Origin of the sequence: Psychromarinibacter sediminicola (genome assembly GCF_029168335.1) — a bacterium.
Classification (GTDB): Bacteria; Pseudomonadota; Alphaproteobacteria; order Rhodobacterales; family Rhodobacteraceae; genus Psychromarinibacter; species Psychromarinibacter sediminicola.
In genome coordinates, this window is the sequence record NZ_JARGYC010000017.1 from 14,595 (window position 1) to 40,656 (window position 26,062).

Here is a 26,062-nt window from a genome sequence, read left to right on the forward strand (position 1 = left end):
GCAATGAGAAACCGGCGGTCCCTTGCGGAACCGCCGGCCCTGGGTAACGACGGAGGGTCGTGGAAATCACATGGCGATCAGCACCTCGGCCTCGTAGGGCTTCAGTGTGGCGCGGGCCTGCGGGCCGTAGGCGGCGAGGTCGTGCGCCAGTTCAGGGAACAGCTTGAACAGCTCGGCCCGCTTGGCGGCGTCGAGCTTGCCCAGCCGCGCCTGGCCGGGATGGAAGCTCTCGGTCTCGGCGCCGTTGGAATAGACGATCTCGTGGCGGTCGAACATGAAGTGATAGTAGGTGACCGCCCGGGCACCGTGGTCGACGGTGATGGAATGGTCGTTGAGGAGCGCCTGCGCGGTGGCCAGCACCTCGTCCTCGCCGAACAGAAGCTGGCAGCGCCAGTCGTCGAGCAGCACGCAATGCTGCGGCGAGACGATCAGGTCGCGGGCGGGCTTGGCCTCTCCCAGCGCGCCGGCGCGGATGCGGATCGGGCGCAGGGTCGGGTCGGCCGCCAGCGCCGCGGCGTCGAGGGTGCGGGCCGCGATCCAGCGCACCGGCTGAAGCCCGTTGTCCTTGGTGCGGACGAGGTCGCCGACCTGCAGCTCCTCGACCGGCTTTCGGCCGCCGTCCACGTCGATCAGCGTGCCGGCCATCAGCGGCAGGGCGTGCGGCGTCTCTTCGGTGCGATGGGCCAGGGGCATGGCGGGACTCCCGCTGTGATTCTTCGGTCGGTTCCAGACTCGGCGGCGAAATCGGTGAAATCCGGCCGCCAATGTGGCCGAATCTGGGTTTTCCGCGCGGGCGGCGGGCCGCCCTTTCCCGGGCCGGCCCGGGCCGGCGACGACGGCTTCCGTGGCGGTGTCGCCGTGCCACGCCCGCGCCGTCATTGCGTCATACCTGCACCGCGGGCTTGTGCCATCCTGCGCGGTGAGAGCAGAACCAAAGGCATGAACGCCGGGGGCCGCGCGAGCGCCCCGGCACATAGCAATACGGGCCGCCGGATGAACGAGACAAGCGACGCCGAGGCGCTGCGGCGCCGGACGAAATACCATTTCATCGTGGGGCTGCCGCGGTCGGGCTCGACCATGCTGGCCGCGCTCCTGAACCAGAATCCGGATGTCCACGCCTCGGGCACCAGCGCCGCGCAGATCATCTTTCAGATGCTCTATAACCAGTTCTCGGGCGCTTCCGAGCTGTCGGCGCTTCTGGACGACGATCAGCGGCGCGAGGTGATGCATGCGGTGATCGACGCGGTGCATCACAAGCGGGGCGCCCGGCGCGTGGTGTTCGACACGAACCGCCGGTGGCTCCTGCGGGCCGAGCAGCTGGTGGCGCTCTATCCGCTGTGCCGCTTCGTGGTCACGGTGCGCGATCCGGCGCGGGTGGTCAGTTCGCTGGAGAAGGCGCGGCGGTCGCTGACCTTCCGCCAGTCGCGGCTGTTCGACCCGGACACGACGCTGACCCAGCGGGTCGACCGGCTGATGTCGCCCGAGGGGATCGTGGGCAATTCGCTGAACCTGGTGCAGGACGCGCTGGCCGGGCCGCTGTCGGAGCGGATGATCGTGATCGACTACGACCGGCTGCTGGCGGCGCCGGCGGAGACGATGGCGCTTCTCTACAAGTTCCTGCGCGAGCCCGCCTTCGAGCACGATTTCGAGGACTTCTCCTTCGAGCTGCCGCGGCTCGACACCTATCTGAACACGCCGGGGCTGCACACGATCCGCGGGCCGCTGCGCCCGCCGACGCGCGAGATGCTGCTGCCGCAGGAGATGGCGGAGAAGCTGTCGAAGCAGGCCACCGCCTGGACCGAGGTGCCGGGGACGCAGGCGACGTTTCTGCTGTAGCGTTTCTGCTGTAGGGCGGGGCCGCGGCTAGAGCCCCAGCCAGCGGTTCGGCTTGTTCAACTCGGGCCGTTTGGCCGCCGCCATCGCCCAGGCGAGCTTGAACTTGCGCCGCGACAGGGCGGTGCCGATCTTCGCCCGCGCCGTCTCGCGCGTGAGCAGCGCGCCGCCCTCGGCCATCGACAGGATCGTCTTCGCCCCGTCGATCAGCGCCGTGTCGGTCGTCAGGTCGCCGCCCACCTCCTCGGCCATGTAGCCCACCGACGACTGATAGGTGTTGATCGGGATCACCACCGGCAGGTTCAGGAACGGGCCGTAGCGCCCTGCCAGCGTCTCGGCATCGGGCAGTTCGCCGTGCGCGTCCAGGAGGTCCGAGGAGCCCACGTTGCCGATCTGCAGGTTCAGGTGCTCGTTGAAGAGCTGCGTCGGATCGGCCCAGGCGACGAGATCCCGGGAGGCCGCGATGACCGTGCCGTCGGAACCGGTCACGCCCAGCTTGGCCGTGGCCTCGCAGATGTCCCAGACGGTGACGGAGAGGACGGCCCGGAGGCTGCCATGGCCCTTGCCGATCCGGCCCTCGGACTGCAGCACCTGCAGCCGCCGGAACACGTCCCCGGTGACTTCCGACAGTGGCACCCAGCCCTCTTCGAAAAACATCGCGCCTGCCTTCCCGTGTCGCCTGCGCCCTGATTGCCGCAAATCGGCGCGCCTGACCAGAGGCCGCTCGTCCGCCCGTGCCCGGGCATCCTCGCTGCGTGGCCGGCGGCCGCCGGAGCGCGTCGGGCGGCCGCCGGCGGCCGGCTAGACGCCCATGCAGATGTATTTCATTTCGAGATAATCCTCGATCCCGTGGCTGGAGCCCTCGCGGCCGAGGCCGGACTGCTTGACGCCGCCGAAGGGCGCGACCTCGGTCGAGATCAGGCCGGTGTTCACGCCGACGATGCCGTATTCCAGCGCCTCGGCCACCTTGTAGACCCGGCTGAGATCGCGGGCGTAGAAGTAGGAGGCGAGGCCGAAGATCGTGTCGTTGGCGAGCCGGATCACCTCGTCCTCGTCGCGGAAGCGGAACAGCGGCGCGACGGGGCCGAAGGTCTCCTCGGTGGCGAACTTCATGTCGTGCTCGGCGCCGGTGATGACGGTGGGCTCGTAGAACAGCGGGCCGGCGTCGTGCGGCGCGCCGCCATAGATCACGCGCGCGCCCTTTTCGGAGGCGTCGGCGACGTGGTCGCGGACCTTCTCGACGGCGTTGGTGTCGATCAGCGGGCCGAAGTCGGTGCCGTCCTCCAGCCCGTCGCCGGTCTTGCGCTTTTTCAGGGCCTCCACGAGTTTCTCGGCGAAGGCGTCGTAGACGCCGTCCTGCACGTAGAGCCGGTTGGCGCAGACGCAGGTCTGGCCGTTGTTGCGAAACTTGCACATGATCGCGCCCTCGACGGCGGCGTCGATGTCGGCGTCGTCGAAGACGATGAAGGGCGCGTTGCCGCCGAGCTCCATCGAGCATTTCATCACCTGGTCGGCGGCCTGTTTCATCAGGATGCGGCCGACCTCGGTGGAGCCGGTGAAGGACAGCTTGCGCACGATCGGGTTCTCGCAGAATTCCTTGCCGATGTCGCTGGCGCGGTCGGAGGGGATGACCGAGAAGATGCCCTTGGGCAGGCCGGCGCGTTCGGCCAGCACCGCCAGCGCGAGGGCGGAGAGGGGCGTCTGCGAGGGCGGGCGGCAGACCATGGCGCAGCCGGCGGCCAGCGCCGGGCCCACCTTGCGGGTGATCATCGCGTTGGGGAAGTTCCAGGGCGTGATGCAGGCGGCGACGCCGATCGGCTGCTTGATGACGGTCAAGCGCTTGTCGGGCTGGTGGCCGGGGATCGTCTCGCCATAGATGCGGCGGGCCTCCTCGGCGAACCATTCGATGAAGGAGGCGCCGTACATGATCTCTCCCTTGGCCTCGGCGAGCGGCTTGCCCTGCTCGGCCGTCAGGATCGTGGCGAGGTCGTCGGCATTGGCGACCATCAGGTCGAACCAGGCGCGCAGCAGGTTGGAGCGGTCCTTGGCGGTGCGCTTGGCCCAGTCCTTCTGGGCGGTCTCGGCGGCGGCGATGGCGCGGGCGGTTTCGGCGCGGGAGAGGTCGGCGACCTCGATCAGGGTGTCGCCGCGGGCGGGGTTGGTGACCTTGAAGGTGCGGCCGTCATCGGCGTCGGCCCAGTCGCCGGCGAGGTAGGCCTTGCCGGTCAGGAGCGAGGGGTCCTTCAACAGGCCGGCGAGGTCGGTGGTGGCGTCGAGCATGGGGGTCTCCCTGGATGAGTGCTTGCCCCGCTCATAAGCCCCGGCCGGGGCGGCGGCAAGGGGCGCGGGAGGGGAGTGTCCGAGGGTGTCCGAGGTTGGACGCTATGTTAAGATTTTGATTTTATTGATGATAGCGGTAACTGCGGTTCGCGTCCATGCGGCGCCGGGGAGCGGGAGAGGGCCCGGATCGGGGTCCGGTTCGGGGTTTGGGGCGGGTCAGGAGGCGGGGCCGAAGCGGGTGGTCCAGGTCGGGAACGGGTCGGCCTCGGCTGCGGTCGCGTGGAAGACGCCGCGGGCGATGGCGCGGGACAGGCAGAGCGCGGCGGCGTGGCCCAGCAGCATCGGGTCGTCGATGGGGCGGGCGCCGGTGGCCGCGGCGAAGACGAGGTCGCCGTCGGCGGGCGTGTGGCTCGGCACCAGCGCGCGCGCCATGCCGTCATGCGCCGCCGTGGCCATGCGGGTGGCCTGGGCCTGGGTCAGCGCGGCGTCGGTGGCGACGATGGCGATGGTGGTGTTGCGCAGGCTGTGCTTGGTGGCCATCGGCAGCGGGTGCGGCGCGGGCGCGGGACCGAGGCCGCCGAATTCGGCGTTCAGCTCGAACGGCGCGGCCCAGAAATGCGGTGTGTCGTCCACGGTGGCACTGCCGATGGCGTTGACCACGGCGAGCGCGCCGACCGTGTGGCCCGAGGGCAGGACGAGCGAGGCGGAGCCGAGCCCGCCCTTGAGCCCGGCCGTGGTGGCGCCGGTGCCGGCGCCGGCCGTGCCGAGGGCGAAGGGCTCGGCCGCGCTGTGCAGCGCGGCTCGCCCCATGGCTGGGTAGGGGTTTTCGCCCCAGTCCTTGGCGCCGCCGTTCAGCAGGTCGAAGACGATGGCCGCGGGGACGATGGGAACGACCTGGCCGCCCACGTCGAGGCCCCGGCCCGCGGCGCGCAGGGCATCGGCCACGCCGGAGGCCGCCGAGAGCCCCAGCGCGGAGCCCCCGGACAGCACCAGCGCATGCGCCTCCTGCACCGTCTTGTCCGGGGCGAGCAGGTCGGTCTCGCGCGTGCCGGGCGCCCCGCCCATCACATGGACGCCGGCGGTGAACGGGGTGTCGGCGGTGAGGACCGTGACACCGGTCTTGATCCGGTGGTCCTCGGCGTGGCCGACTTTCAGGCCGGGGATGTCGGTGATCAGGTTTCTCGGGCCGGGCTGCATGGTGGGGGGCTGTGCGTGTGTCGCTGTCGGAATTGCGTATTTGGGACGAGAAGAAGAATGGGGGGCGGGGTGCTAGCGCCGGGGCGCGTGGGGGGGCGTGAGGCGGGTGTCGGATGTGGATCGGGGATTTCGGTGAGCGGGCTTCTCGGGCCGGGTGGCATGATCGGGGGCCTGTGCCTGGTGTCGCTGTCGGAATTGCGTATTTGGAACGAGAAGAAGCTGGGGCGTGGGCGCGGGGTGCAAGCGCCGGGGCGAGCGGCTCGCCGTGGGGCGGTGCTCAGATGCAGCGGCCGCCGTCGACCTCCATCGCGACGCCGGTGACCAGGCCGGCCTCGTCGGAGCAGAAGAAGCAGGCGGCGTTGCCCATGTCCTCGGGCGTGGAGAAGCGGCCGAGCGGGATGGTGGAGAGGAATTTGGCGCGGGTCTCCGGCGTGTCCTCGCCCATGAAGCTTTTCAGCAGCGGGGTTTCGCCCGCGACCGGGCAGAGCGCGTTGACGCGGACGCCGTGGGGGGCGAGCTCTACCGCCATGGTCTTGGTGGCGGTGATCATCCAGCCTTTCGAGGCATTGTACCAGTTGAGGTTGGGGCGCGGGCTGAGGCCGGCGGTCGAGGCGATGTTGAGGATCGCGCCGGCGCCGCGGGATTTCATGTGCGGCACCAGCGCGCGGGCGGTCAGGTAGACGGATTTCGCGTTGACGGCGAGGACGCGGTCGAACTCGTCCTCGGGCACGTCTTCCATCGGCATCGGCAGGTGGGTGATGCCGGCGTTGTTGACCAGGATGTCGGGCGTGCCGAACTCGTCCAGCGCGGCATTGGCCATGGCCGTGACGCTGGCGCCGTCGGAGACGTCGACCGTCCAGGCGAGGGCGCCGAGGTCGGTGGCGGTGCGCTCGGCCGCCTGCGCGTCGATGTCGGCGACCATGACGCGGGCGCCCTCGGCGGCGAATTTGGCGGCGATGCCGGCGCCGAAGCCCGAGCCCGCGCCGGTGACGATGGCGGTCTTTCCCTCTAGGCGCATGCTGCTCTCCCCGGTTCGCGTGCCGCGTCAGACTATCCGGTTGGCGGCGGATTCCAAGCCGTCGCGCTGGCGGGACGGGCGGCCCCGGGCCGGACCGGGGTGAAACCGGATGACGCAACCTTGCAAACGCGGTAGACAATCCGCAAGTGCACTGGATTGATTGACTTGCGAGGAAAGCGATGAGCGATTTCGATGCCCAGGTGCGGGAGAGCCAGGCCCAGGTGGCCGAGGCGCAGTCCAAGATCAGCGAGCTTACCAGCCGGGTGGAGCAGATCGGGGCGAAGGCGAAGTCCGGCGAGGACATCTCCATCGACATCGAGAACGCCACGCTGGACGACGTGCACAAGCACACCGAGTTGATGAATGCCAACATCGCCGAGCTGATCATGGGGCTGGACGATGTGACCAGCGGGTTCAGCCAGGACTTCGACGAGATGCGCAACAAGACCGGCTGGGAGAGCTTCGTCGGCATCTTCGCGCCGGGCAAGGCCGAGTCGATGCGCGAGGAGCGGATCCGCACGGCGAATATCGACGACAAGCTGCAGGATCTGATCGGCAAGTCGGACACCATCGTGAAGCTTCTGGAGAACCAGCTGACCGTGCTGAACGAGCACAAGGCGCAGGTGGAGGCGAACCTGTCGGGCACGCTGGACGAGCGCGAGGCGACGGTGGGCGAGCTGGAGAGCTTGCGCGCCGAGATCCAGGCGATGGATCCGAAGATCATCGAGCTGGAGAACAAGATCAGCGTGGAGCAGGACGCGGCGGCGCGCACCAAGCTGGAGAGCGAACTGGCCGAGATGAACGCCAGGTACAACGAGATGGTGCAGCAGGAGCAGGTGAAGCTCGCCAAGTCGCAAACGCTTGAGCGCTATATCGAGAAGGGCAAGACCTGGGTCGACAGCCTGCAGAACCAGGCGGCGACGCAGATGGTTCTGATCAACAAGCTGCAGACGGACACCAAGCAGCGAGTGGTGCTGTACGATGCGCTGACCAAGAGCTTGAAGACGGCGCAGCAGCAGGACGTGGCGCACCGGATCAACGAGATCGGAGTGGAGACCGACAAGGAGGCGCAGGCCGCCATGGCCGGGATCGGCGCCGCGACGAACCAGCGGATGGCCGACATGATGGAGGCGCACGAGGACCACATGGTCTTCGCCCGCAAGGTGCTGGAGCAGAAGGCGAAGGCGGACGAGCGCTTCGCGCGCCGGTTCCAGGCGATCGTGGAGAAGCACGACAAGAACTTGTACGGGGCGTGAGGTTTCCCTAATATAGCTAAATTAGCTAATTACGGGAAAGCGGGGAGATTCCATGCGCGAATACACCTCCACGGATCTGGCGAACAACACGGGCGACGTGCTGTCGGCCGCGGCGCGGGAGGCCGTGGAGATCACCCGGCACGGCAAGCCGCGCTTCGTGCTGATGAGCTATGAGAGCTACGAGCGGATGCGCGCCGGTGCCGATCCGCGGCGCGCGGTCCGTGTGGCCGAGATGGACGAGGCCGAGCGGGCCGGTCTGATCGCGGCGCTCGACGCGGAGCTGGACGATGGCTGATCGGCCGCGGGCCGGCGATGTGTTGGACTACCCTTATCTCTGGGCCTGGCAGGCGGGGCGCGGCGAAACCGAGGGGCGAAAGACGCGGCCCTGTGCCGTTGCCGTGGCGCTGCGCCGGACGGACGGGCAGCATGCGATCTTTCTGCTTGCCGTGACCAGCCGGGCGCCCGGGGCGGAGCGTCAGGCGATCGAGGTGCCGGAGACCGAACGGCGCCGCGCCGGGCTGACCGAGGACCGGGCGCTGTGGATCGTGCTCGACGAATACAACGCGGATGTGGTCGAGACGTCCTTCTACCTGGAAGCGGACGCGCGGATCGGTCGGTTCGGGGCGTCTTTCCTGCGGCAGGTTCAGGAGCGTTTCCGGGCGGTTCTGGCGCAGCCCGCCGCGCTGGGGGTACGGCGCGATGACTGACCGCGTCACCGGCGCCGATCTGTCCCGCGATCATGCGGGGCTGACCGACACCTTCGCGGCGCGGCGGTATTTCCGGAAGTTCGAGGCGATCACCGGGCATCTGGCGCGGGTGGCTGCCGTCATGGAGCGGGAGGAGCGGCTGTCGAAGCTCGACGTCAAGGTGCTGGGCGACTACGTGCAGCGGCTGGCGGGGACGTTCCGGGCGCTGTCGCTGAAATACCTGATGACCGGGCGGGACACCGGGACGTTCTTCGGCTCGCTGGCCATCGACCGGACGGAAAGCGGGTTTCCGGTGTTCCGCGAGCTTCTGACCATGGCCAACGACGCGCAGCAGGCGCCGACGCACCTGGCCGGGTCGATGGACACGACGCAGCTGAAGGACGCGATGATCCGGCAGATCGTGGGAGAGCTGGAGATCCCCACCAAGCTGCAATTCGCGATGTCGCAGCGGCTCTATTACGAGGCGCTGGAGGCGGGCGGGCTGTTCTGGGCGCAGAACGATCCGGATGCGCAGTGGCTGGGCGATATGGGCCCGGACCGGCGCAAGTACCTGCTGCACTGGGCGGTCTATGACAGCCAGGTGAACCTGCCGACGGTCTACCTGATGGAGCTGGAGGATAGCGGGCGGCGCGGGCTGCCGGTGGACGAGTGGCGCTGGCCCGAGGTGCAGGCGCATCTGATGGCGCAATCGCTGAACGGGCTGAAGCTTCTGACCATCGCGCAGGGGTTCGACCGGGATTTCGACGACCTGCACCCGAAACGGCTGCGCCGGTTCCATGTGGGGCCGATGTACTCGGGCGCCTACACGCTGCAGACCGGGCCGATCCACGACGTGCTGGAGGAGGCGCGGGCGCCCGAGGGCCAGGACTGGGCGCTGGCCTGGACCGAGGAGCGGCTGGAGAGCGAGCGGGTGGAGCGCGAACGGTCGGGCTGGTTCGGAACGGTGGAGCGGGAGATCTTCGCGCTGGACCCGTTCGCGGGGCGCGGGGTGGATACCGGAGCGACGGCGACGGAGCGGTCGATCATCATGCCGACGCGGCCCTTCCAGGTGCTGGCGGAGAAGAACCCGCCGGGGTTCCGCGAGGTGCGCAAGTTCGTCGTGTCGCCGAGCGGGCAGGTGGTGAGCTACCGGTGAGCGGGGGGCTGTCAGATTGTGCGCCTGCGGCGCGTTGTTTCTGGCACTTCGTGCGCGTTGGGGGGCCAGCCCCCCAAACCCCCCGGATTATTTCTGCCAAGATGAAGCAGGGGGCCGGCAGGCCGTGGAGGGCTGTGTGCGTCTGCGTATTTTGAACGAGAAGAATCGGGATTCGAGATGAGCGTTTCGGGCGACCAGATGGAGCTGCGCGAGGAGGAGATCGTCGCGCATTACGACGCGGCGGTGGCGATGCTGGAGGGGTTCGACCACACGCCGCGGATCGCCAAGGGCGCCGAGCGGCCGCAGGCCGAGCGGTCGAGCGGGATCGGCACGCGGCGGCGGTTCCGATCGACGACGCCGGGGCTGGTGACGCGGTCGACCGCGCGGCCCGAGGGGGTGCATCTGCTGGAACGGATCGAGGCGTCGGACGGGGGCGACGCGCTGGTCTCGCCGGTGCAGGCGACGGTGATGCGCTCGCTGCGGCGGGCGATCTCCATCGCGCTGGCGGTGGGCGAGGCCTATTCCGAGGCGACCGGGCTGACCGCGCTGAAGAAGGAGAACCTGGAGGGGCGCATCGCCTCGGCGCAGTCGGCGGAGTTCTCCGAGCTGTTGCAGGCCGAGGCGCTGGCGGTGCTCTACACCTTCGGCAACGCGACGGCCTTCCTGCTGGCGTCTTCCGCGAGCGAGGTGACGGTGGAGCTAGGCGGCATCGACGAGGTGCTGACCGACAACGCGCAGCTGGCGCTGCACGGCGTGCTGTGGGAACTGGACCAGGACCTGGAGAAATTCGCCGATACCGAGGCGCGGCTGGTCGCGGTGGTGCTCGCGTTCTGCGAGATGCTGATGGAGAAGGTCGGCCTGCGGGCGCAGACGGCGCCGCGGCTGGGGGCGTTCACCGGCGCGAGCTGGCGGGTAGAGGCGGACGATTTCACCATCCAGGGGTTCACGCCGGCGCGGAAGGCGCGCGGGTCGGCCCTGACCATGCAGTTCAAAAAGCCCAACGAGGTGGTCGGCAACCACATCGCCAAGTACCAGGCGATGAAGCTCTCGAAAATGCTGATGGCCTACGACTTCGAGCGCAAGCTGAACCCGTTCGCCGAGATGGGCGGGTTCATCTTCACCTTCATGGGCGACGGCGCGCCGGGGACGGGCAAGACCACGCTGATCCAGATGATGGCGGGGCTGATTTCCGAGTACTGCACGAACGCGGGCTACCCGTTCCGCTACCAGAACTTCGGGATCGACAATATCGACTCGTATCAGGGGAAGTCCGGGCAGAACGCGAAGGCCTTCATCGACAACGTGCTGGACCCCAACGTGATCGGCTTCGGCACCGTCGACGACATCGACCAGATCGCCGGCAAGCGCGGCGACCGGCAGTCGAGCGCGGGGCAGCAGGAGGTGACGGCCGTCCTGATGGAGGCGTTCGCCGGGGCGAACACGGTGGTGCGGGGGAACTGTACCTTCGGGATGTTTTCCAACTACCCAGAGAACGTGGACGACGCGCTGCGCCAGCGGGCCGGGGCGCGGTTCCTGGTGGACGGGCCGCAGACGCGGGAGGATTACATCGACATCCTCGCCCTGCTCCTGGGGCGCAAGCACGAGGTGCCGCTGGGCGATCACGATCTCTACGCCGCGCAGGAGATCCGGCGGGCCGTCGCGCGGTCGTTCGAGGCGCATTCGCGGCCGCAGGAGGAGGGCTTGCGGGAGGTCTGGGAGCGGGTCGAGGGGCGGATCGGGCGGCTGGACACGATCGCCAAGCTGGGGACCTACCTGAAGGCGATCCAGGAGGCGGACGCGCGGTTCACCGGCCGGGCGATCAAGAACATCACCGATGCCGTGAAGGTGCGCGCGATGGATTTCGAGCTTCCGGACGAGTGGATGGAGGAGCCGGAGCGGTTCCTGTTCAAATCCTACGACGAGAAGCTGGGGATGCTGGAGGAGATGCGGCAGCCGATCACGGATGAGATGGTGATCCAGGAGATCAACCGTTATGCCGATTCCGAGTTCCGCTATGCCGACAAGTCGGACGAGGCGGCCATCGAGGCGATGGTGCGCGACTTCGGCCGGCAGGAAGAGGCGCGGCGGAGATACGCCGAACGCAAGGGCTGAGCCGGGAGGTCCGTCATCCGACCCGAACCGATATCCTTTCTGAACACCGGGGTGCCGCTGATCGTGCTGGCCGCGCTGGCGGTGATCCTGCCGCTCTTGCTGGTGCCGCGGGGGACGCGCAAGCACTGGGAGGTCGCGGTGGCGATCTGGGGCGCGGCGGGGCTGTTGTTGCTGTGCGGCGGGGTCGTGTTCGCGGTGGTCTACGCAGCCGAGGGGGTCGGCGTGGGTCCGGCCTTCGGCCAGGCGCCGCTGGCGACGGGGTGGTTCTTCGTGCAACTGTCGGGAACGGCGGCGGTGGCGTGGCTGCCGGTGCTGTTTTTGGTGTGGCTGGGCCTGGCGCAGCGGGTGGAGAAGCGGAAGGGGCCGGATAAGGCGCGGGAGGGGAGGAAGTAGTTAAGGCACATGGATGAGAAGGCGCTAGTGCACTTGCTCAGTTACGGATTGACTTGGGAAAAGCTACGAAGAATTCCCGAGGAACACCTGGCTGCGCTTTCGGTAATTAGCTACGCAGCAAGCGAGTTAAACGCGCTTCGCCGAATTTACCTTACGCAACCACATGAACCCTGTGATGTGAAGCCTGTAGATAGTGCGGCAAGTATCCAGAAGCTTGTAATTCTGCGTTCATGGAGCTCAAAGTTATTTGAAGTTGCTGAATTTGTTGAGTTTGGTGGGAGGAAGCCGACCACGTCTGACTCAAAGCTGCTTGCGCTTTCATCAAGGGCAGTGGAATCGTTTTCTGAGCTCAAGTCAGGTGAGGGCTATCAAGTGGCGCGGATAGTACGTCACGAAGCATCAAATCACTATTCGTTTTCTGCTGCAAAAAAGAATCTTCCTAATGTCCCCAAAAACATGGACTGTGATTTCTACGTTGGAGAGATGGGTGGAAACAGCTTCTTTCCATTGGGCGAAGCTGTCATGTTTCATGCTAGGCTGAGTCGAAAATGGGCTGCCATTGAACCTTCGGAGCAGCGGCAAAAGCTTTTTGAAGAGTGGCTCGATTGGTGTTTGAAGGCGAGTCGCTGGGTTGATGAGGTGCACGCTGATTTTGCGGATCAGCTTTTGTTCGAGGCATTCAAAGATAGGAAGTTTAAAAAGAAAGTGTATTGGGTGCCGCTTGAGTACGTTGGGCATCATTCTGAACACACTACGCCCGTTTTCCTGAAGAAAGAGCCCTAATGAAACGCCTCATCTCCAAGGGTCTGATGTTCGGGAACCTCGTCGAGGTGTCCTCGCCCGCGCTGGTGGACCGGTACAACCGGGCGCTTAAGCACCTGACGGGCAACACGACCGGGCTCAACGACTTCCACGTGGACATCTCCGGCTACAGCCCCGAGATCGGCGAGGAGCTGGGCGATCCGCTGTACCTGAACCCCAACGGCTGCAACCGGCAGTTCATCCTGCTGACGACGGAGCAGAAGACCGCGCCGCTCTTGAACGCCAAATTCTCGTTCTCGCGCCGGGCGCTTCGGGACTTCATCGAACAGAACGAGACCAAGCTCTTCGCGCTGGTCACGCGGGACGCGGTGGCGGGCGAGCTGATGAACTCGGTGCTGGACCTGTCGAGCCCCGAGCGGCTGTTCGACATTCACCGGATCGTGGTCGAGGCGGACACCACCGGCGGCGACGTGAAGAACGCGCGCGCGCTGCAGGAGAAGATCGAGCATTTCCGCGACGACGACGACGCCTGGTGGGACGACGTGCTGATCGCCGAGATGATCGGGCTGGCCAAGCAGACCGGCGACGTTACGCGCAACCCGGTGGACCTGGGCAGCTTCGAGATGAAGGTGCCGGATTACTGGACGGCGCATTTCGGCGGGCTCTACATCTTTCGCGGGGTGGAGCATCCGGCGGCGATCGCGGCGGGGGACAAGGCCGCGCTGGGCGAGCTGCCGGTCAAGTTCCTGCTGGGGATGGATCAGCCGAACCGGATCGCCAAGTTCCTGGAGCTGAACGACCTTGCCGAGCCGATCGTGAAGGCGCGCGGCATCGACGCGGCGGCGATCCTGCGCCAGAAGATGGATTTCATCCTGGTGGACGCGGCGGCCGAGCAGGGCCACGACCTGACCGGCGCCACGCGGCGCGACCTGAGGATGCTGGCCCGCCGGATCGGCAGCGACCTGCCCGAGGCGTATCACGGGCTGGCCGCGCTGCTGCGCTGGGCGGAAGGCGGCGGCCCCTGGCCGCGGATCGCCAGCGACCACCCGGCCTATTTCTACACATTGCGGGCGGCGGCCGGGCCGCGGCGCGATCTGGTGAACCAGCTTCTGGCCGAGCTGACGCCGCTGGACGTGCGGCAGCTGTTCATCTGCCACAAGGAGCTGTTCTACACGCTCTACCGCGGCTGGGGCGAGCAGAAGCGCGAGTTCGTGGCCGAGTTCCTTGCGGCCGAATATCAGGTGGACAAGGCCGGCACCCGCGCGGCACTGTTCGGGCACGAGCCGGGCATGGAAGAGCCCGCGCCCCCGCCCGAGCCCGCGCGCCCGTCGCGCCGGCGCGACGATCTGGTGGCGCGGGTCGGCCCCTGGGGTGCGGTGCGGAGATAGGCGATGTTGGGTCTGGTCAAGCTGATCATCTTCGGCTTCGTCATTCTGACGGTGATCTACGTGCTGGTCTGGCTGTATTCCCGCTCGGTCCGGCGCGAGCGGCTGGAGGACCAGTGGGACGCCGACAATCCGGAAGGGGGTGACCCGCAGGCGAAGGAGACATATGTGGAGGACGGCATGAAGGACTATCACGCCTCGATCCGTCCGAAGCTGATCCTTCTCGTCTATGTCATTCCCGTGGTGCTGATCGTCGCGGTGATGATCGTCATCAACTGGAGCTGAGGTCGCCGCCGATGGTTTATGTCAAGTGGTTCTTCCGCATCGTCGTCTTCGTGCTGCTGTTCGGCGTGCTGCACTACACGCTGCCGCAGCATGACGTGGTGCGGGTGGTGAACACCTATCAGGAGCGGCAGGACCTGAACGACTGGACCCGGATCTTCTGGGCCCAGCCCGACGACCAGTCGGCCGAGCTGGTGAACCGCGACGTGCAGTTCATCCAGACGGTGCGCCGCAAGACCTGGCTGTTCGGCTTCGTCCCGCGCGAGTCCACCGGCGTGATGGTCTATCGCAACGAGGATACCGGCTGGTCCTGGCCGTTCTACTTCAAGTTCGACACCGCGAGCCTGCAGACCGAGGCGGACGACCTGCGCTCGACCGCCGAGAACCCGAAATGGGCCGTGATGACGCATTACGGCTGGCGGATGGAGCTGCTGTCCGTCTTCCCCAACGCGGTCGCGATCCGGCAGGTCGACTCGCCCGACTACTACCCGATCCCGTGGTTCAACATCTTCTTCTTCGTCTTTCTCGGTGTCGCCTGGCTGTTCCTGCGGGCGATGTGGCGACAGTTCCGCGAACGCTCCATCGACCCGGTGGTCGACAGCGCCGGCGAGGCGTGGGAGAGCGCGGACCAGCGGTTCGACGACACCCGCGGGCGGCTGCGCAGGTGGATTGACAGCTGGCGCCGCTCGCCGCGGCGATGATGCTTCTTCTCGTTTCAAATACGCAATAAGGGCTGACCGTCCCGCGTCGCCGGTCGGCGCAGGGTGGCGGTCGAGACCGGCCCCCGGCGGGGGCGGACCCGCCGGTTATTTCTTCACGGGCCGCAGCCGGTAGACGCCTTCGGGCAGGTTCAGCGCCGCCGACAGGTCGCGCAGCTGGGCGAAGGACAGCGTGATCCGCTGCAGCCGGTCGGTATGCGGGTCCAGCTGCTCGACCGTCACGCAGTCGTCGAAGCCGTTGATGATCACATCTTCCTTCAGATGCGGGCTGCCCTCGTCGACGAGGGTGATGACGGTGGCGTCGAAGTCGTGCTCGATGGTGAACATGCGGCGGAGCCTAGACCGCAACCGGACCGGGCGAAACCGATTCCCGCGCGGGCGGCGGTGCGGGGGCGCGGATTGATCCGGATCAAAGTCAGCGGGTCGCGAATCTGTTTGGGTCCGGCGCATCGGACAGGTCGAGGGGAGCCAAAGCCATGGGCAATCGGATGGAAGAGGCGAGGACGGCCTGTCTGATGCAGGGGATGTCCCGGACATTGGGCACGTCGCCGGCCGGCATAGAGGGACAGCTGGGCCGCGCGCGACTGGAGGCGATGGTGGAGACCTGCCGCGCCTGTACGAAGTCCGACGACTGCATCCTCTGGCTGCTGGAGCACGGGGCAGGGGCCCGGAGGGCGCCGGGATACTGCCTGAACGGCGAGCAGCTGGAAGTGCTGGCCGGCTAGGCGCGCAGGGCGGACCGCCCGGCCGGCGCCGGCACGCACGCCGCCCCCGAGGCCGACCGGCCCGGGGGCGGCGCTATTTCCGAAATTACCAATCGCCAGGCTGTTTCGAGTGTCGTTAAGATAGAGCCGCCGGCGCGTCGTCGTCATTGCGCCGGGCGTCACGAGAGGACAGTCAATGCTGAGCGAATTCAAGGCGTTCATCGCCAAGGGCAATGTCATGGACATGGCCGTGGGGATCATCATCGGCGCGGCCTTCACCGCGATCGTGAAGTCGATGGTGGACGATCTGATCAACCCCATCGTCGGGCTCTTCCTGGGCGGGGTGGATTTCACCGACAATTTCGTCGTGCTGCGGGGCGCGGGCGACTACCCCTCGCTGGCGGCCGCGCGCGAGGCGGGGGCGGCGGTGTTCGCCTACGGGTCGTTCATCATGGCGGTGATCAACTTCCTGATCATCGCCTTCGTGGTCTTCCTGCTGGTGCGCTACGTGAACCGGGTCAAGGACATGGCGGTGCGCAAGCCTGACGAGCCGGCCGAGGCGGCGCCGGCGGGGCCGACGCAGCTGGACGTGCTGCTGGAGATCCGCGATGCGCTGAAGAAAGGGTGATCGACGGCGGGTGCCGCATCTTTCGGATTTCGCGCCCACCTGTGCTAAGCTCTTGCCATTGCGTGAATTGATTCCGGAGGTGTCCCGATGCTTGCCCGACTGACGACGGCGGTGGCCGTTGTGTTCTTTGCCCTGGCCGCACAGGCCGAGACGATGATGGTGAATTCGCCGAACGACGGGTTCCTGAACCTGCGCACCGGGCCGGGGAACGGCTATCAGATCATCATGCAGATGCCGCACAGCTCGCTTCTGGAAACGCTGGAACGGTCGGGCAACTGGCTGCGGGTGCGCCACGAATCGGGCTACGAGGGCTGGGCCTATCGCAAGTACATGGTGCGCTACGATCCGACCCCGAACCTGTACCGGGTGTATTCGCCGAACGACGGCTTCCTGAACCTGCGCACGGGGCCGGGCACGCGCTTTGCCATCATCACGCCGATGTACAACGGAACCGAGGTGCGGATCCTGGAATGGTCCGGCAAATGGGTCCGCGTGCAGACCGAATACGGGCAGCAGGGCTGGGCCTATTCGAGCTATCTGGTGAAGTAGCCGCTGATCACGACATGGAAACGATGTGTTGCCGCGCCGCGTCTTTGGCGGACGCGGCGGCGTGGTATCCTTATGCGGATTGTTGGTGAATTCGCGGGGGCTTTCATGTTTCGGACACTGGGATTGGCGGTCGCGTTCGGCGTGGCCGCGACGGCGGGCGTTTCGGGCGAGGCGGTGCTGACGGGGCCGGCGGCGCTCTGGGCCGGGCCGGACGCGCATTACGAAACGGTCGGATCGGCCGGCGGCGGAACGCGGGTCGAGACGCTGTCGGGCGCCATCGGATGGACCCTCGTGCGCCTGCCGGGCGGCGCGCAGGGCTGGGTGCGGACGGCGAAGCTGGGCGCGCCGGGGGCCTATGCGGCGCCGGCCGTGTCGGCGGCGCCTGCGGCCCCCGTCGCGACCGAGGTCGCACCCTATACCTCCGTCGTCTGGCCGGAGGTCGGGCCGCTGACCCTGCGCGCCGGGCCGGGCATCGGCTATCCCGCCCTGCGCGGCATGGTGCGGGGCGACTGGGTCGCCGTCGTGGCCGAATCCGGCCCGTGGGTGAAGGTCGAGCATGAATCGGGCGCGACCGGCTGGGCCTGGCACGCCTATCTGACGCGCTGAGGCCCGGGCCGTCGCGCCCGGCTCGCTTCGCCGCGCCCGGCGGCGGGCGCGGCGTGGTGCGGACGGATCAGCTGTTGTTCATCCGCTCGTAGTCGAACTCCGGCAGTTCGGCGACATCGCCTTCCAGGTAGGGAAGGTCGTAGGTCGGATTGCCGGGCGCCCAGCCGCCGGCCGGCGTGCCGTCGATCGCACCGTAGGTGCGCGGGCTGTAATACGGGTAGGCATAGGTGCCCGGCCCGTAGCTGCCGGCGGTGCCGACGATGGTGGCGGAAATGCTGCCGTCGGAGATGATCAGGTCGCTGACATAGCCGTAATTGAGCCAGGATCCGCCGCTGTCATCCTGAATGCGCACGTAGTCGCCGATCAGGTCCGAGGCGCGCCAGGCGTCGGTCGTGAGCGGCACGTCGTCCAGCCCGGTGGTCACGCCCTGGCCGAGCTCGGTGCCGGGCAGGCCGGAATACTCGAACAGGTCGTAGTCGTTGACGGTCTGCTCGGTCACCGGAATCGTGATCCGGGCGCCGGACATGTCGACCTGCTGCAGCGGTACGCCGACATGGGTGTCGGCAATGTCCCAGAAGCCGCCGACTTCGGCGATCATCGCGACGATCTCGCCGTCGGCGTTCAGCACGAAGTCCTCGACATCGCCGATCTCGTCGCCGGTTTCGCCGTAGACCGGCTCTCCGAACATCTCCTCGATGCTCCAGCCGTCGCCGGAATAGATGTCGCTATAGGTCCAGGTGTTGAGGTTGATCTTGCCCGCGTCGATGGCGTCCTGCGCCGTGGCATCGGTGTCCTGCGCCAGGGCCGGCGCGGCGCCGGCGGCGGCAAGGGCGATCGCGGAAATCGTCAGGCGGGTCATTTGTGCCTCCGTTCTCTGCTCTGCGTTTGCAGGCGGGGCCGGAGGAGTGCGCCTCCCCCGGCTGCCTCTCGCCATGTCAACGCGGAACGGGCGCAGGTGTTCCCGGGCGACGCGCAGCCCGGGTGCCGCGCGTCGCGCCCGTGCGGGCGCTCCTTGCTATTGCTTCAGTGCGAGGTTCGGCGACAGCACGTCGATCTCCAGCGCGCGGCCGACCGGATAGCTCGTCAGGTGCCCCGCATGGACGTTCAGCCCGTCCAGCAGGTGCGGGTCGTCCTCCATCGCCTGCCGCCAGCCCTTGTCGGCCAGCGCCATCAGGAACGGCATCGTCGCGTTGCCGAGCGCGATGGTCGAGGTACGGGCCACCGCGCCGGGCATGTTGGCGACGCAGTAATGCATGATGCCGTCGACCTCGTAGATCGGATCCTCGTGCGTCGTGGCACGCGAGGTCTCGAAACAGCCGCCCTGGTCGATGGCGACGTCGACCACGGCCGCACCGGGCTTCATGTCGGACAGCTGCGCGCGGGTGACGAGTTTCGGCGCCGCCGCGCCGGGGATCAGCACGGCGCCGACCACCATGTCGGCCGCCGCCACCAGCTCGGCATTCGCGCCGGCGGAGGCGTAGCGGGTGCCGAACAGCCCGCGGAACGTGTCGTCGAGATAGCGCAGGCGGGGCAGCGAACGGTCGAGCACCGTCACATCCGCGCCCATCCCGGCGGCGACCCGCGCCGCGTGCGTGCCGACCACGCCGCCGCCGATCACGACGACCTGCGCCGGGCGCACGCCGGGCACCCCGCCCAGCAATACGCCGCGCCCGCCATTGGCCTTCTGCAGGGTCCAGGCGCCCATCTGCGGCGCCAGCTTGCCCGCCACCTCGGACATCGGCGCCAGGAGCGGCAGCCCGCCCTGCCGGTCGGTGACCGTCTCGTAGGCGATGCAGGTCGCGCCCGAGGCCATCAGGTCGCGCGTCTGCTCGGGGTCGGGGGCGAGGTGGAGATAGGTGAAGAGGATCTGCCCGGCGCGCAGCATGGCGCGTTCGGGGGCCTGCGGCTCCTTCACCTTCACGATCAGGTCGGCCTGGGCGAAGACCTCCTCGGCCGTGTCCAGAAGCGTGGCGCCGGCCTCGGCATAGTCGGAATCGGGAAAGCCCGAACCGGTGCCGGCGCCGGACTGTACCACGACCTGATGGCCGTGTTCGACCGCCTCGCGGGCGGCGTTGGGCGTCAGGCCGACGCGGTATTCCTGTGCCTTGATCTCTGTCGGGCAACCGATCTTCATGGACACCTCCCTTCCCTGATGTTGGCAGACTGGCCCAGGATCTGTGCAAATGCTTTGAAAAGACCGGTGCATATTGCGGGAGATCGCGCTAGGATGTTCGACGAAAACCGGGTTTGGCGGGAGAAATCTTCACGAATGGTCGAGATCGACGACACCGACGCGCGCATCCTGACCGCCCTGCAGAAGCGCGGGCGGATGTCGAACGCGGATCTCAGCGAACGGGTGAACCTGTCGCCCTCGGCCTGCCACCGCCGGGTGCAGCGGCTGGAGGCCGAAGGGGTGATCGCGCATTACGTGGCGCTGCTGGACGCGCGCAAGCTGGACCGGCCGGCGACGGTGTTCGTCGAGATCACGCTGGCCGGCCAGACCGAGGAGGCGCTGGACGCCTTCGAACGCGAGGTGGCGTTGATCCCCGACCTGCTGGAATGTCACCTGATGGCGGGGACGGCGGATTACCTGCTGAAAATCTCGGCCCGCGACACCGACGATTTCGCGCGCATCCACCGGCGCTACCTTGCCCGGCTGCCGGGCGTGGCGCAGATGCATTCGTCGTTCTCGCTGCGAACCGTGTTCCATACCACGGCGCTGCCGGTCTGAACCTTGCCGCAGATCAATGCGCGCGGCCCGGGGCGGGAATAGACGGGGCGCGACACAGGAGGGACATGCGATGATCGAACTGAGACCGACCGGCCGCGACGACACGATCTCGCTGCGGATCGCGCCGCCGGTGACCGAGGCGGATTACCGCGACGTGCTGATGCCGGCCATCGACGCGGCGGTCGAGACGGGCGACGGCGTCAAGCTGCTGGCGACCATCGAGGCGGGGCCGTCCGAGTTCACGCTGGGCGCGCTGTGGGACGACGCGCGGATGGGGCTGAAGCACTGGCGCGGGTTCGACCGGATCGCGGTGGTCACCGGCTCGACGGGCATGGGCTATGCGGTGCGGGCGCTGTCGGTGGTGATGCCCTGCCCGGTAAAGCTGTTCGATGCGGGCGAGGAGGATGCGGCGGCGCGCTGGCTGAGCGAATCGTTGGGCGCGATCCACCAGACGAAGCTGGCGGACGGCGTGCTGCAGGTGCAGCTTCTGGGCCGGTTGGACAGTGCCGCCTATGCCGCCGAGATCGCCGATCTGAACGCCTTCATCCGCGAAAGCGACCGGTTCCGCCTGCTGCTGGATATCCGCGATTTCGACGGCTGGCAGGGGCTGGGCGGGCTGGCCGAGCATTTCCGGCTGGTGCGCGACCATGCCCCGGCGCTGGAGCGCGCGGCCATCGTCGGCGATGCCGGCTGGCAGAAGATGGCCGCGGCGGTCGGGCGGCGGATTCTGGGCCGCGAGGCGCGCTATTTCGCGGCGGAGGACTATGCGGCGGCGAAGGACTGGATCCTGGAGGGATAGGGGGCCGGAGGCTCTGCCCCGCTGCCGGTGTCGCCCGGGTCAATGGCTCGGAGTATTTTTGCCAAGATGAAGCAGCTGCGCGGCGTCCGTGCGGTGCGGCCGGGCAGCGGGCAGGGCGATCACTGGGCGGTGCGATGCGGGGGGCCCGGAAAAGACAAACCCCCGGGCCAGGCCGCGGGGGTCGTCGGAGTGGCGGGTCGCCCCGCCGGCCGTGTGGCCAAGGTTCTCAGAGGAGACCTTCGCGCTGGGCCTTCTTGCGTGCGAGCTTGCGGGCGCGGCGAATGGCCTCGGCCTTCTCGCGGGCGCGCTTCTCGGACGGTTTCTCGAAATGTTGCCGAAGCTTCATTTCGCGGAACACGCCCTCACGCTGCAGCTTCTTTTTCAGGGCACGAAGCGCCTGATCGACATTGTTGTCGCGAACGCTGACCTGCATGTGGTTGTCACCACCTTTCTAAGTTGGAGTTGCATAAGACTGCAGGAAGTGGCCGTATAGCAAAGCGCGGCTAGATTGTCCACTCCAAGTCCGCGAAAACACCGGAGGTTTCCGATGCAGACGACCGAGCGGGCCGCCGGCCCGGACGCCGAACAGGCCGGCGCCGAGACAGACCCGGATCCCCGCAGCCGGCTGTTGCGGGCCGCGATGCCCCATGTCGCCTTCGACGGCTGGTCCGAGACCACGTTCCGCGCCGCCTCAGAGGATGCGGGGCTTCACCCGGAGGAGGCGCGCGCGGCCTGTCCGCGCGGCGCGCTGGACCTTGCCGTTGCCTTCCACAAGGCGGGCGACGCCGAAATGCTGCGGCGGATCGCGGCGGCGGAGCTGGGCGATTTGCGGTTCCGCGACCGCATCGCCTTTGCCGTGCGCGCCCGGATCGAGGCGATCGAGGACCGCGAGGCGGTGCGCCGCGGCAGCGCCTTCTTCTCGCTGCCGCAGAACGCCCCCGAGGGCGCGCGGCTGATCTGGGAGACGGCCGACGCGATCTGGACCGCGCTGGGCGACCCGTCGGACGACATCAATTGGTACACCAAGCGGGCCACGCTGAGCGGGGTCTACGGGGCCACCGTCCTGTTCTGGCTGGGCGACGATTCGGACGGCTTCGCGGACACCTGGGCCTTTCTCGACCGCCGGATCGAGGACGTGATGCGGATCGAGACGGTGAAGGCGCGGGTTCGGGACAACCCGGTGCTGAGCCGGGTCATGGCCGGGCCGAACCGGCTGTTGTCGCGGATCCGGGCGCCGGCGCGCGACCGGGTCGACATGCCGGGGCGCTGGGGCCCATAAACCGCAACGCCACACCGAAACGGGACGGGGAGGGGACATGACCAAGACGATGACCGCCGTGGAGATCAGCGAACCGGGCGGGCCGGAGGTGCTGCGCGCCGCGACGCGGCCGGTGCCGGAGCCGGGCGCGGGGCAGATCCTGATCCGCGTGGCCTATGCCGGGGTGAACCGGCCGGATGCGCTGCAGCGGGCGGGCAACTACGCGCCGCCGCCGGACGCCTCGGACCTGCCGGGGCTGGAAGCGTCGGGCGTCGTGGCCGATGTCGGCCCCGGCGTGACGGAGTGGGCCGTCGGCGATGAGGTCTGCGCCCTGCTTCCGGGCGGCGGCTATGCCGAATACGCGGTGACCTCGGCCCGCCATGCGCTGCCGGTGCCGCGGCCGCTGGGCCTGAAGGAGGCCGCCTGCCTGCCCGAGACCTACTTCACCGTCTGGACGAACGTGTTCATGCGCGGCGGGCTGCGGGGCGGCGAGCGGTTTTTGGTGCATGGCGGCTCCTCCGGTATCGGGACGACGGCGATCCAGCTGGCCAAGCAGGCCGGCGCGCGGGTCTTCGCGACGGCCGGCAGCGCGGAGAAGTGCCGCGTCTGCACCGAGCTTGGCGCCGAGCGGGCGATCAACTACCGCGACGAGGACTTCGTCGAGGTGGTGCGGGCCGAGGGCGGGGCCGACCTGATCCTGGACATGGTCGGCGGCGACTATATCCCGCGCAACGTCAAGGCGCTGGCCGATGACGGGCGGCTGGTGATGATCGCCTTCCTGTCGGGCGCGAAGGCGGAGCTGAACTTCGCACAGGTGATGGTCCGGCGCCTGACGCTGACCGGCTCGACCCTGCGCCCGCAGAGCGAGCAGGCCAAGGCAGAGATCGCCGAGGGCCTGCGCGAGTGGGTCTGGCCGATGCTGGAGGCGGGGCAGGTGGCGCCGGTGATGGATTCGATCTTCCCGCTGGACAAGGCGGCGGAGGCGCATGCGCGGCTGGAAAGCTCGGAGCATATCGGGAAGATCGTGCTGGAAGTGGCGCCGTAGCGGCGTTTGGGCCGGTTGGGGAGGCCCCAATGCCCCCTCCCCAACCCACCCCCTGTCAGGGGGAGGGGGCTGCCGCGTCCTGGGTCGGGGGCCGTGCGCGTCTGTCAGGCGACGGCCTTGCGGTACAGGTGCCAGGTGCTGTGACCGAGGATCGGCAGCGCCAGGATCAGCCCGATGAAGGCCGGGATCGAGCCCAGGATCAGCGCCGCGGCGACGATGGCGCCCCAGGTCAGGACCACGCGCGGGTTCCGGCGGAACACCTCGACCGAAGTCGCGATGGCCACCGGCACGCCGACCTTGCGGTCCAGCAGCAGCGGGAAGCTGACCACGCTGATCGCCAGGGCGGCGAGCGCGAAGAGGAAGCCGACGAGAACCCCGACAACGATCATCGTCCAGCCCGCGGGCGTCGTGAACACGTCGCTGACGAAGGCCGCGACCGAGGCCGGCGACTCCGGCCCGAGCGTCAGCCGGTAGATGCCGCCCGCGGCCAGCATCCAGCAAAAGAACAGCACCAGCAGGTAGAGACCCAGAACCACGATCGCGCCGAAGTTCGGGCTTCGCACCACGCTCAGCGCCGCGCCCCAGCTGGGCGCTTCGCCCCGTTCGCGGCGCCGGCTGATCTCGTAGAGCCCGACGGCGGCCAGCGGCCCCAGCAGGGCGAAGCCGGCGGCCAGCGGGAAGATCAGCGGCAGCATGTCGGCGTTCAGCCCGAAGGCCGCCAGCACCACCCCGATCACCGGATAGAGCAGCACGACGAACATCACGTCGGCGCGCGCGGCGCTGAAATCCGCCACGCCCTTGCGCAGCGCGTCGCGCAGATCCTCGGTGTCGAGGTCCTGAACCTCGATCGTGCGCGGATCGTCGCTGCCGATCGTTTCGACGGAATGGGTGACGTGTTCGGCGGCGCCGCCGACGGTCTGCACCACCCAGGACAGGGGGTTTCCGATTGTCTTGACCATGGCCTTGCTCCCAGTTGCGTGTCCCACCGCTGGGCCGAGGTTCCGGTCTACGGGTCGGCCGGAACATCGGCCAACGCTGTCAATAGAGTAGCACGAATGCGCCGTCTGGCGAGGCACAATGCCGCGAGGGGCGCGTGCGGTCAGTCGATGGGGTCGAGCAGGGCGTCGCGCATCGTGCAGTCGCGCACCACGTCCGCGCCGCAGTCGCGCGGCACGAGGTCGCGGGTGAGGCACAGCCGCACCTCCTGGATGCGGCCGGATTTGCAGGTGACGGTGAGCATGTCGGGTGTGAGCTCGGGGTTGGCCTTCAGGAACGCCGCCTCGATAACCGCGGCAGGGGTGCGCACCGGCCGATCCAGCTTGCGGAACAGGTCGGGCCGCGCCACGCGCCCGTAGGCCTCGCGCGACAGGGCGAAATAGGCGTCGGCCGACAGGCCGGAGCAGCGGCCGTGCTTCTGCCACTGGTGCCACGCGAGGCCGGAGGTGCCCATGATGTCGGCCATCGCGGCGGTGTCGGCGCGCGACGGGTTGCGCTCTGGGGTCGGGCAGTAGCTCGGCCAGCCGGTGTCGTATTGCGGCCAGAGCCCGTGCAGGATCCACCCCAGGTCGCGCGCGTCGTCGCATTGCGGGCTGCCGCGCGCCTCGCCCTCCAGCGCGCACCAGGTGGGCGACCAGGACAGCGACAGCACGTAATAGTCGAAATCGCCCGGTGCCTCGCTCTCGGCGCGGGCCAGCGAGGCGGTCAGTAACAGCGCGGCGAGCCAGCGCATCGGGGCTTTCCCTTCGGTTCGGAAATCGCTATATGCTGCCCGAACTTCCCCGAAAACGAGGATCGGGTCCAGCCGGACCAGCCGTTTTCCCGGCGAAGAGAGATATTGTCGAAGGAGACGTGTGATGCAGGCAAAACCGATCATGGCGAAGGCCACCGCGGTCTGGCTGGTGGACAACACCACGCTCAGCTTCAAGCAGATCGCCGATTTCTGCGGTCTGCACGAGCTGGAAGTGCAGGGGATCGCCGACGGGGACGTGGCCGCCGGCGTGAAGGGGTTCGATCCGATCGCCAACAATCAGTTGACGCAGGACGAGATCGACAAGGCCGAGAAGGACCCGCTCTATACGCTGAAGCTGAAGCACAACCCCGCCGCCGTCGGCGAGGAGAAGCGGCGCGGCCCGCGCTATACCCCGCTGTCCAAGCGTCAGGACCGGCCGAACGCGATCCTGTGGCTGGTGAAGTTCCACCCCGAGCTGACCGACGGCCAGATCTCGAAGCTGGTGGGCACCACCAAGCCGACGATCCAGTCGATCCGCGAGCGCACGCACTGGAACATCTCGAACATGCAGCCGATCGACCCGGTCGCGCTGGGCCTGTGCAAGCAGACCGAGCTGGACGCCGCCGTGCAGAAGGCCGCCAAGAAGCGCGACGCCGAGGGCGAGGTGATGTCCGACGACGAGCGCCGGCGCCTGGTCTCGACCGAGCAGAGCCTGGAGATGGAGCCGGAGCCGAAGATGCCGACGGCGATTTCGGGGCTGGAGAGCTTCTCGCTGACCGAGGATCCGCGGGGCGAGGCGGACGCGGACGAGCGCGAAGAGGATCTGCCGGACGCCGACAGCTTCTTCAACCTGCCGTCCGACGACGACCAGCCGGACGTCGACGACGACGACGACGAGGACGACGAGAAGCGGTAACGCCGCCCCCGCGCGAAA

The 26,062-nt window shown here is 68.0% G+C and carries 31 protein-coding genes; 20 read left to right on the forward strand and 11 right to left on the reverse strand.

Features of this window, described 5'->3' with window-relative positions:
* Positions 1 to 66: 66 nt before the first annotated feature.
* A complete protein-coding gene (locus P1J78_RS08275; RefSeq protein WP_275566869.1) occupies positions 67 to 693 on the reverse strand; it encodes a Hint domain-containing protein in 627 nt (208 codons plus the stop codon).
* A 300-nt stretch (positions 694 to 993) separates the two neighbouring features.
* On the opposite strand from P1J78_RS08275, the gene P1J78_RS08280 reads away from it, so the two are divergent.
* Positions 994 to 1,836 carry a sulfotransferase family protein gene (locus P1J78_RS08280; RefSeq protein ID WP_275566870.1) on the forward strand — a complete coding sequence of 281 codons (843 nt, stop codon included), beginning with the start codon at positions 994 to 996 and terminating at the stop codon, positions 1,834 to 1,836.
* A 27-nt stretch (positions 1,837 to 1,863) separates the two neighbouring features.
* On the opposite strand, the gene P1J78_RS08285 is transcribed toward P1J78_RS08280, so the two are convergent.
* The 4 genes from P1J78_RS08285 to P1J78_RS08300 form a co-directional block, all read right to left on the reverse strand.
* Positions 1,864 to 2,490 carry a hypothetical protein gene (locus tag P1J78_RS08285; protein WP_275566871.1) on the reverse strand — a complete coding sequence of 209 codons (627 nt, stop codon included), beginning with the start codon at positions 2,488 to 2,490 and terminating at the stop codon, positions 1,864 to 1,866.
* A 144-nt stretch (positions 2,491 to 2,634) separates the two neighbouring features.
* On the reverse strand, positions 2,635 to 4,113 hold the full coding sequence (locus P1J78_RS08290; RefSeq protein ID WP_275566872.1) for an NAD-dependent succinate-semialdehyde dehydrogenase: 1,479 nt from the start codon (positions 4,111 to 4,113) through the stop codon (positions 2,635 to 2,637).
* 216 nt (positions 4,114 to 4,329) lie between these two features.
* Entirely contained in the window at positions 4,330 to 5,310 is a 981-nt protein-coding gene (locus P1J78_RS08295; protein WP_275566873.1) for a P1 family peptidase, read from the reverse strand.
* Between the two features lie 277 nt (positions 5,311 to 5,587).
* Positions 5,588 to 6,328: an SDR family oxidoreductase gene (locus P1J78_RS08300; RefSeq protein WP_275566874.1), complete on the reverse strand. Its 741-nt coding sequence runs from the start codon at positions 6,326 to 6,328 to the stop codon at positions 5,588 to 5,590.
* A 179-nt stretch (positions 6,329 to 6,507) separates the two neighbouring features.
* Here P1J78_RS08300 and P1J78_RS08305 point away from each other — a divergent pair, with 179 nt between their 5' ends.
* From P1J78_RS08305 to P1J78_RS08350, 10 genes are all read left to right on the forward strand, one after another.
* On the forward strand, positions 6,508 to 7,584 hold the full coding sequence (locus tag P1J78_RS08305; RefSeq protein WP_275566875.1) for a coiled-coil domain-containing protein: 1,077 nt from the start codon (positions 6,508 to 6,510) through the stop codon (positions 7,582 to 7,584).
* Between the two features lie 52 nt (positions 7,585 to 7,636).
* Positions 7,637 to 7,879, forward strand: a complete 243-nt coding sequence (locus tag P1J78_RS08310; RefSeq protein ID WP_275566876.1) for a type II toxin-antitoxin system prevent-host-death family antitoxin — start codon at positions 7,637 to 7,639, stop codon at positions 7,877 to 7,879.
* A 19-nt stretch (positions 7,880 to 7,898) separates the two neighbouring features.
* Entirely contained in the window at positions 7,899 to 8,291 is a 393-nt protein-coding gene (locus P1J78_RS08315; RefSeq protein ID WP_374213210.1) for a hypothetical protein, read from the forward strand.
* Entirely contained in the window at positions 8,284 to 9,426 is a 1,143-nt protein-coding gene (locus tag P1J78_RS08320) for a hypothetical protein (RefSeq protein ID WP_275566878.1), read from the forward strand. Before P1J78_RS08315 ends, P1J78_RS08320 begins: the two co-directional genes overlap by 8 nt.
* Before the next feature lie 177 nt (positions 9,427 to 9,603).
* Positions 9,604 to 11,538, forward strand: a complete 1,935-nt coding sequence (locus P1J78_RS08325; protein WP_275566879.1) for an AAA family ATPase — start codon at positions 9,604 to 9,606, stop codon at positions 11,536 to 11,538.
* Positions 11,539 to 11,589: 51 nt separating this feature from the next.
* Positions 11,590 to 11,931, forward strand: a complete 342-nt coding sequence (locus P1J78_RS08330; RefSeq protein WP_275566880.1) for a hypothetical protein — start codon at positions 11,590 to 11,592, stop codon at positions 11,929 to 11,931.
* Positions 11,932 to 11,940: 9 nt separating this feature from the next.
* Positions 11,941 to 12,714, forward strand: a complete 774-nt coding sequence (locus P1J78_RS08335) for a hypothetical protein (protein WP_275566881.1) — start codon at positions 11,941 to 11,943, stop codon at positions 12,712 to 12,714.
* A complete protein-coding gene (locus P1J78_RS08340) occupies positions 12,714 to 14,081 on the forward strand; it encodes a DUF6638 family protein (RefSeq protein WP_275566882.1) in 1,368 nt (455 codons plus the stop codon). The genes P1J78_RS08335 and P1J78_RS08340 overlap by 1 nt, the downstream gene beginning before the upstream one ends.
* 3 nt (positions 14,082 to 14,084) lie before the next feature.
* Positions 14,085 to 14,363, forward strand: coding sequence for a hypothetical protein (locus P1J78_RS08345; protein ID WP_275566883.1), 279 nt, complete (start codon positions 14,085 to 14,087; stop codon positions 14,361 to 14,363).
* Positions 14,364 to 14,374: 11 nt separating this feature from the next.
* Complete coding sequence (locus tag P1J78_RS08350) at positions 14,375 to 15,061, forward strand: DUF1523 family protein (protein ID WP_275566884.1); 687 nt, start codon at positions 14,375 to 14,377, stop codon at positions 15,059 to 15,061.
* Between the two features lie 105 nt (positions 15,062 to 15,166).
* Here the strand turns inward: P1J78_RS08350 and P1J78_RS08355 are convergent, their stop codons facing one another.
* Positions 15,167 to 15,406 (reverse strand): DUF8831 family protein, encoded by a 240-nt coding sequence (locus tag P1J78_RS08355; RefSeq protein ID WP_275566885.1) that lies wholly within the window; start codon positions 15,404 to 15,406, stop codon positions 15,167 to 15,169.
* Between the two features lie 149 nt (positions 15,407 to 15,555).
* Between P1J78_RS08355 and P1J78_RS08360 the strand changes: the two genes are divergently transcribed.
* The 4 genes from P1J78_RS08360 to P1J78_RS08375 all read left to right on the forward strand — a co-directional run bounded on the left by P1J78_RS08360 (position 15,556) and on the right by P1J78_RS08375 (position 17,566).
* Positions 15,556 to 15,804: a DUF6455 family protein gene (locus tag P1J78_RS08360; RefSeq protein WP_275566886.1), complete on the forward strand. Its 249-nt coding sequence runs from the start codon at positions 15,556 to 15,558 to the stop codon at positions 15,802 to 15,804.
* Between the two features lie 175 nt (positions 15,805 to 15,979).
* A complete protein-coding gene (gene mscL, locus P1J78_RS08365; RefSeq protein ID WP_275566887.1) occupies positions 15,980 to 16,411 on the forward strand; it encodes a large conductance mechanosensitive channel protein MscL in 432 nt (143 codons plus the stop codon).
* Positions 16,412 to 16,498: 87 nt separating this feature from the next.
* Positions 16,499 to 16,960, forward strand: coding sequence for an SH3 domain-containing protein (locus P1J78_RS08370; protein ID WP_275566888.1), 462 nt, complete (start codon positions 16,499 to 16,501; stop codon positions 16,958 to 16,960).
* Between the two features lie 105 nt (positions 16,961 to 17,065).
* A complete protein-coding gene (locus P1J78_RS08375; RefSeq protein WP_275566889.1) occupies positions 17,066 to 17,566 on the forward strand; it encodes an SH3 domain-containing protein in 501 nt (166 codons plus the stop codon).
* Positions 17,567 to 17,633: 67 nt separating this feature from the next.
* On the opposite strand, the gene P1J78_RS08380 is transcribed toward P1J78_RS08375, so the two are convergent.
* Together P1J78_RS08380 and ald are read right to left on the reverse strand one after the other, a co-directional pair.
* A complete protein-coding gene (locus P1J78_RS08380; protein WP_275566890.1) occupies positions 17,634 to 18,425 on the reverse strand; it encodes a PRC-barrel domain-containing protein in 792 nt (263 codons plus the stop codon).
* Between the two features lie 156 nt (positions 18,426 to 18,581).
* Entirely contained in the window at positions 18,582 to 19,700 is a 1,119-nt protein-coding gene (gene ald / locus P1J78_RS08385) for an alanine dehydrogenase (protein ID WP_275566891.1), read from the reverse strand.
* A gap of 135 nt (positions 19,701 to 19,835) precedes the next feature.
* Between ald and P1J78_RS08390 the strand changes: the two genes are divergently transcribed.
* Together P1J78_RS08390 and P1J78_RS08395 are read left to right on the forward strand one after the other, a co-directional pair.
* Positions 19,836 to 20,297, forward strand: a complete 462-nt coding sequence (locus tag P1J78_RS08390; RefSeq protein ID WP_275566892.1) for an Lrp/AsnC family transcriptional regulator — start codon at positions 19,836 to 19,838, stop codon at positions 20,295 to 20,297.
* Between the two features lie 70 nt (positions 20,298 to 20,367).
* Positions 20,368 to 21,096 (forward strand): SpoIIAA family protein, encoded by a 729-nt coding sequence (locus P1J78_RS08395; protein WP_275566893.1) that lies wholly within the window; start codon positions 20,368 to 20,370, stop codon positions 21,094 to 21,096.
* 226 nt (positions 21,097 to 21,322) lie between these two features.
* On the opposite strand, the gene rpsU is transcribed toward P1J78_RS08395, so the two are convergent.
* A complete protein-coding gene (gene rpsU, locus P1J78_RS08400; protein ID WP_057812606.1) occupies positions 21,323 to 21,529 on the reverse strand; it encodes a 30S ribosomal protein S21 in 207 nt (68 codons plus the stop codon).
* Between the two features lie 114 nt (positions 21,530 to 21,643).
* Here rpsU and P1J78_RS08405 point away from each other — a divergent pair, with 114 nt between their 5' ends.
* Both P1J78_RS08405 and P1J78_RS08410 read left to right on the forward strand, forming a co-directional pair.
* Positions 21,644 to 22,375 carry a COQ9 family protein gene (locus tag P1J78_RS08405; RefSeq protein ID WP_275566894.1) on the forward strand — a complete coding sequence of 244 codons (732 nt, stop codon included), beginning with the start codon at positions 21,644 to 21,646 and terminating at the stop codon, positions 22,373 to 22,375.
* A gap of 37 nt (positions 22,376 to 22,412) precedes the next feature.
* Entirely contained in the window at positions 22,413 to 23,399 is a 987-nt protein-coding gene (locus tag P1J78_RS08410; RefSeq protein WP_275566895.1) for an NAD(P)H-quinone oxidoreductase, read from the forward strand.
* A gap of 104 nt (positions 23,400 to 23,503) precedes the next feature.
* Here the strand turns inward: P1J78_RS08410 and P1J78_RS08415 are convergent, their stop codons facing one another.
* Complete coding sequence (locus tag P1J78_RS08415) at positions 23,504 to 24,358, reverse strand: DUF2189 domain-containing protein (RefSeq protein ID WP_275566896.1); 855 nt, start codon at positions 24,356 to 24,358, stop codon at positions 23,504 to 23,506.
* 140 nt (positions 24,359 to 24,498) lie between these two features.
* Positions 24,499 to 25,128: a ribonuclease T2 family protein gene (locus P1J78_RS08420; protein ID WP_275566897.1), complete on the reverse strand. Its 630-nt coding sequence runs from the start codon at positions 25,126 to 25,128 to the stop codon at positions 24,499 to 24,501.
* Between the two features lie 124 nt (positions 25,129 to 25,252).
* On the opposite strand from P1J78_RS08420, the gene P1J78_RS08425 reads away from it, so the two are divergent.
* Complete coding sequence (locus P1J78_RS08425) at positions 25,253 to 26,044, forward strand: DUF1013 domain-containing protein (RefSeq protein ID WP_275566898.1); 792 nt, start codon at positions 25,253 to 25,255, stop codon at positions 26,042 to 26,044.
* Positions 26,045 to 26,062: the final 18 nt, after the last annotated feature.

Excerpts from the sequence above, each read along its gene's own strand:
- P1J78_RS08275 (WP_275566869.1), bottom strand. The coding sequence starts at position 693 with ATGCCCCTGGCCCATCGCACCGAAGAGACGCCGCACGCCCTGCCGCTG.
- P1J78_RS08280 (WP_275566870.1), top strand. The coding sequence starts at position 994 with ATGAACGAGACAAGCGACGCCGAGGCGCTGCGGCGCCGGACGAAATAC.
- P1J78_RS08285 (WP_275566871.1), bottom strand. The coding sequence starts at position 2,490 with ATGTTTTTCGAAGAGGGCTGGGTGCCACTGTCGGAAGTCACCGGGGAC.
- P1J78_RS08290 (WP_275566872.1), bottom strand. The coding sequence starts at position 4,113 with ATGCTCGACGCCACCACCGACCTCGCCGGCCTGTTGAAGGACCCCTCG.
- P1J78_RS08295 (WP_275566873.1), bottom strand. The coding sequence starts at position 5,310 with ATGCAGCCCGGCCCGAGAAACCTGATCACCGACATCCCCGGCCTGAAA.
- P1J78_RS08300 (WP_275566874.1), bottom strand. The coding sequence starts at position 6,328 with ATGCGCCTAGAGGGAAAGACCGCCATCGTCACCGGCGCGGGCTCGGGC.
- P1J78_RS08305 (WP_275566875.1), top strand. The coding sequence starts at position 6,508 with ATGAGCGATTTCGATGCCCAGGTGCGGGAGAGCCAGGCCCAGGTGGCC.
- P1J78_RS08310 (WP_275566876.1), top strand. The coding sequence starts at position 7,637 with ATGCGCGAATACACCTCCACGGATCTGGCGAACAACACGGGCGACGTG.
- P1J78_RS08320 (WP_275566878.1), top strand. The coding sequence starts at position 8,284 with ATGACTGACCGCGTCACCGGCGCCGATCTGTCCCGCGATCATGCGGGG.
- P1J78_RS08325 (WP_275566879.1), top strand. The coding sequence starts at position 9,604 with ATGAGCGTTTCGGGCGACCAGATGGAGCTGCGCGAGGAGGAGATCGTC.
- P1J78_RS08335 (WP_275566881.1), top strand. The coding sequence starts at position 11,941 with ATGGATGAGAAGGCGCTAGTGCACTTGCTCAGTTACGGATTGACTTGG.
- P1J78_RS08340 (WP_275566882.1), top strand. The coding sequence starts at position 12,714 with ATGAAACGCCTCATCTCCAAGGGTCTGATGTTCGGGAACCTCGTCGAG.
- P1J78_RS08345 (WP_275566883.1), top strand. The coding sequence starts at position 14,085 with ATGTTGGGTCTGGTCAAGCTGATCATCTTCGGCTTCGTCATTCTGACG.
- P1J78_RS08350 (WP_275566884.1), top strand. The coding sequence starts at position 14,375 with ATGGTTTATGTCAAGTGGTTCTTCCGCATCGTCGTCTTCGTGCTGCTG.
- P1J78_RS08355 (WP_275566885.1), bottom strand. The coding sequence starts at position 15,406 with ATGTTCACCATCGAGCACGACTTCGACGCCACCGTCATCACCCTCGTC.
- P1J78_RS08360 (WP_275566886.1), top strand. The coding sequence starts at position 15,556 with ATGGGCAATCGGATGGAAGAGGCGAGGACGGCCTGTCTGATGCAGGGG.
- mscL (WP_275566887.1), top strand. The coding sequence starts at position 15,980 with ATGCTGAGCGAATTCAAGGCGTTCATCGCCAAGGGCAATGTCATGGAC.
- P1J78_RS08370 (WP_275566888.1), top strand. The coding sequence starts at position 16,499 with ATGCTTGCCCGACTGACGACGGCGGTGGCCGTTGTGTTCTTTGCCCTG.
- P1J78_RS08375 (WP_275566889.1), top strand. The coding sequence starts at position 17,066 with ATGTTTCGGACACTGGGATTGGCGGTCGCGTTCGGCGTGGCCGCGACG.
- P1J78_RS08380 (WP_275566890.1), bottom strand. The coding sequence starts at position 18,425 with ATGACCCGCCTGACGATTTCCGCGATCGCCCTTGCCGCCGCCGGCGCC.
- ald (WP_275566891.1), bottom strand. The coding sequence starts at position 19,700 with ATGAAGATCGGTTGCCCGACAGAGATCAAGGCACAGGAATACCGCGTC.
- P1J78_RS08390 (WP_275566892.1), top strand. The coding sequence starts at position 19,836 with ATGGTCGAGATCGACGACACCGACGCGCGCATCCTGACCGCCCTGCAG.
- P1J78_RS08395 (WP_275566893.1), top strand. The coding sequence starts at position 20,368 with ATGATCGAACTGAGACCGACCGGCCGCGACGACACGATCTCGCTGCGG.
- rpsU (WP_057812606.1), bottom strand. The coding sequence starts at position 21,529 with ATGCAGGTCAGCGTTCGCGACAACAATGTCGATCAGGCGCTTCGTGCC.
- P1J78_RS08405 (WP_275566894.1), top strand. The coding sequence starts at position 21,644 with ATGCAGACGACCGAGCGGGCCGCCGGCCCGGACGCCGAACAGGCCGGC.
- P1J78_RS08410 (WP_275566895.1), top strand. The coding sequence starts at position 22,413 with ATGACCAAGACGATGACCGCCGTGGAGATCAGCGAACCGGGCGGGCCG.
- P1J78_RS08415 (WP_275566896.1), bottom strand. The coding sequence starts at position 24,358 with ATGGTCAAGACAATCGGAAACCCCCTGTCCTGGGTGGTGCAGACCGTC.
- P1J78_RS08420 (WP_275566897.1), bottom strand. The coding sequence starts at position 25,128 with ATGCGCTGGCTCGCCGCGCTGTTACTGACCGCCTCGCTGGCCCGCGCC.
- P1J78_RS08425 (WP_275566898.1), top strand. The coding sequence starts at position 25,253 with ATGCAGGCAAAACCGATCATGGCGAAGGCCACCGCGGTCTGGCTGGTG.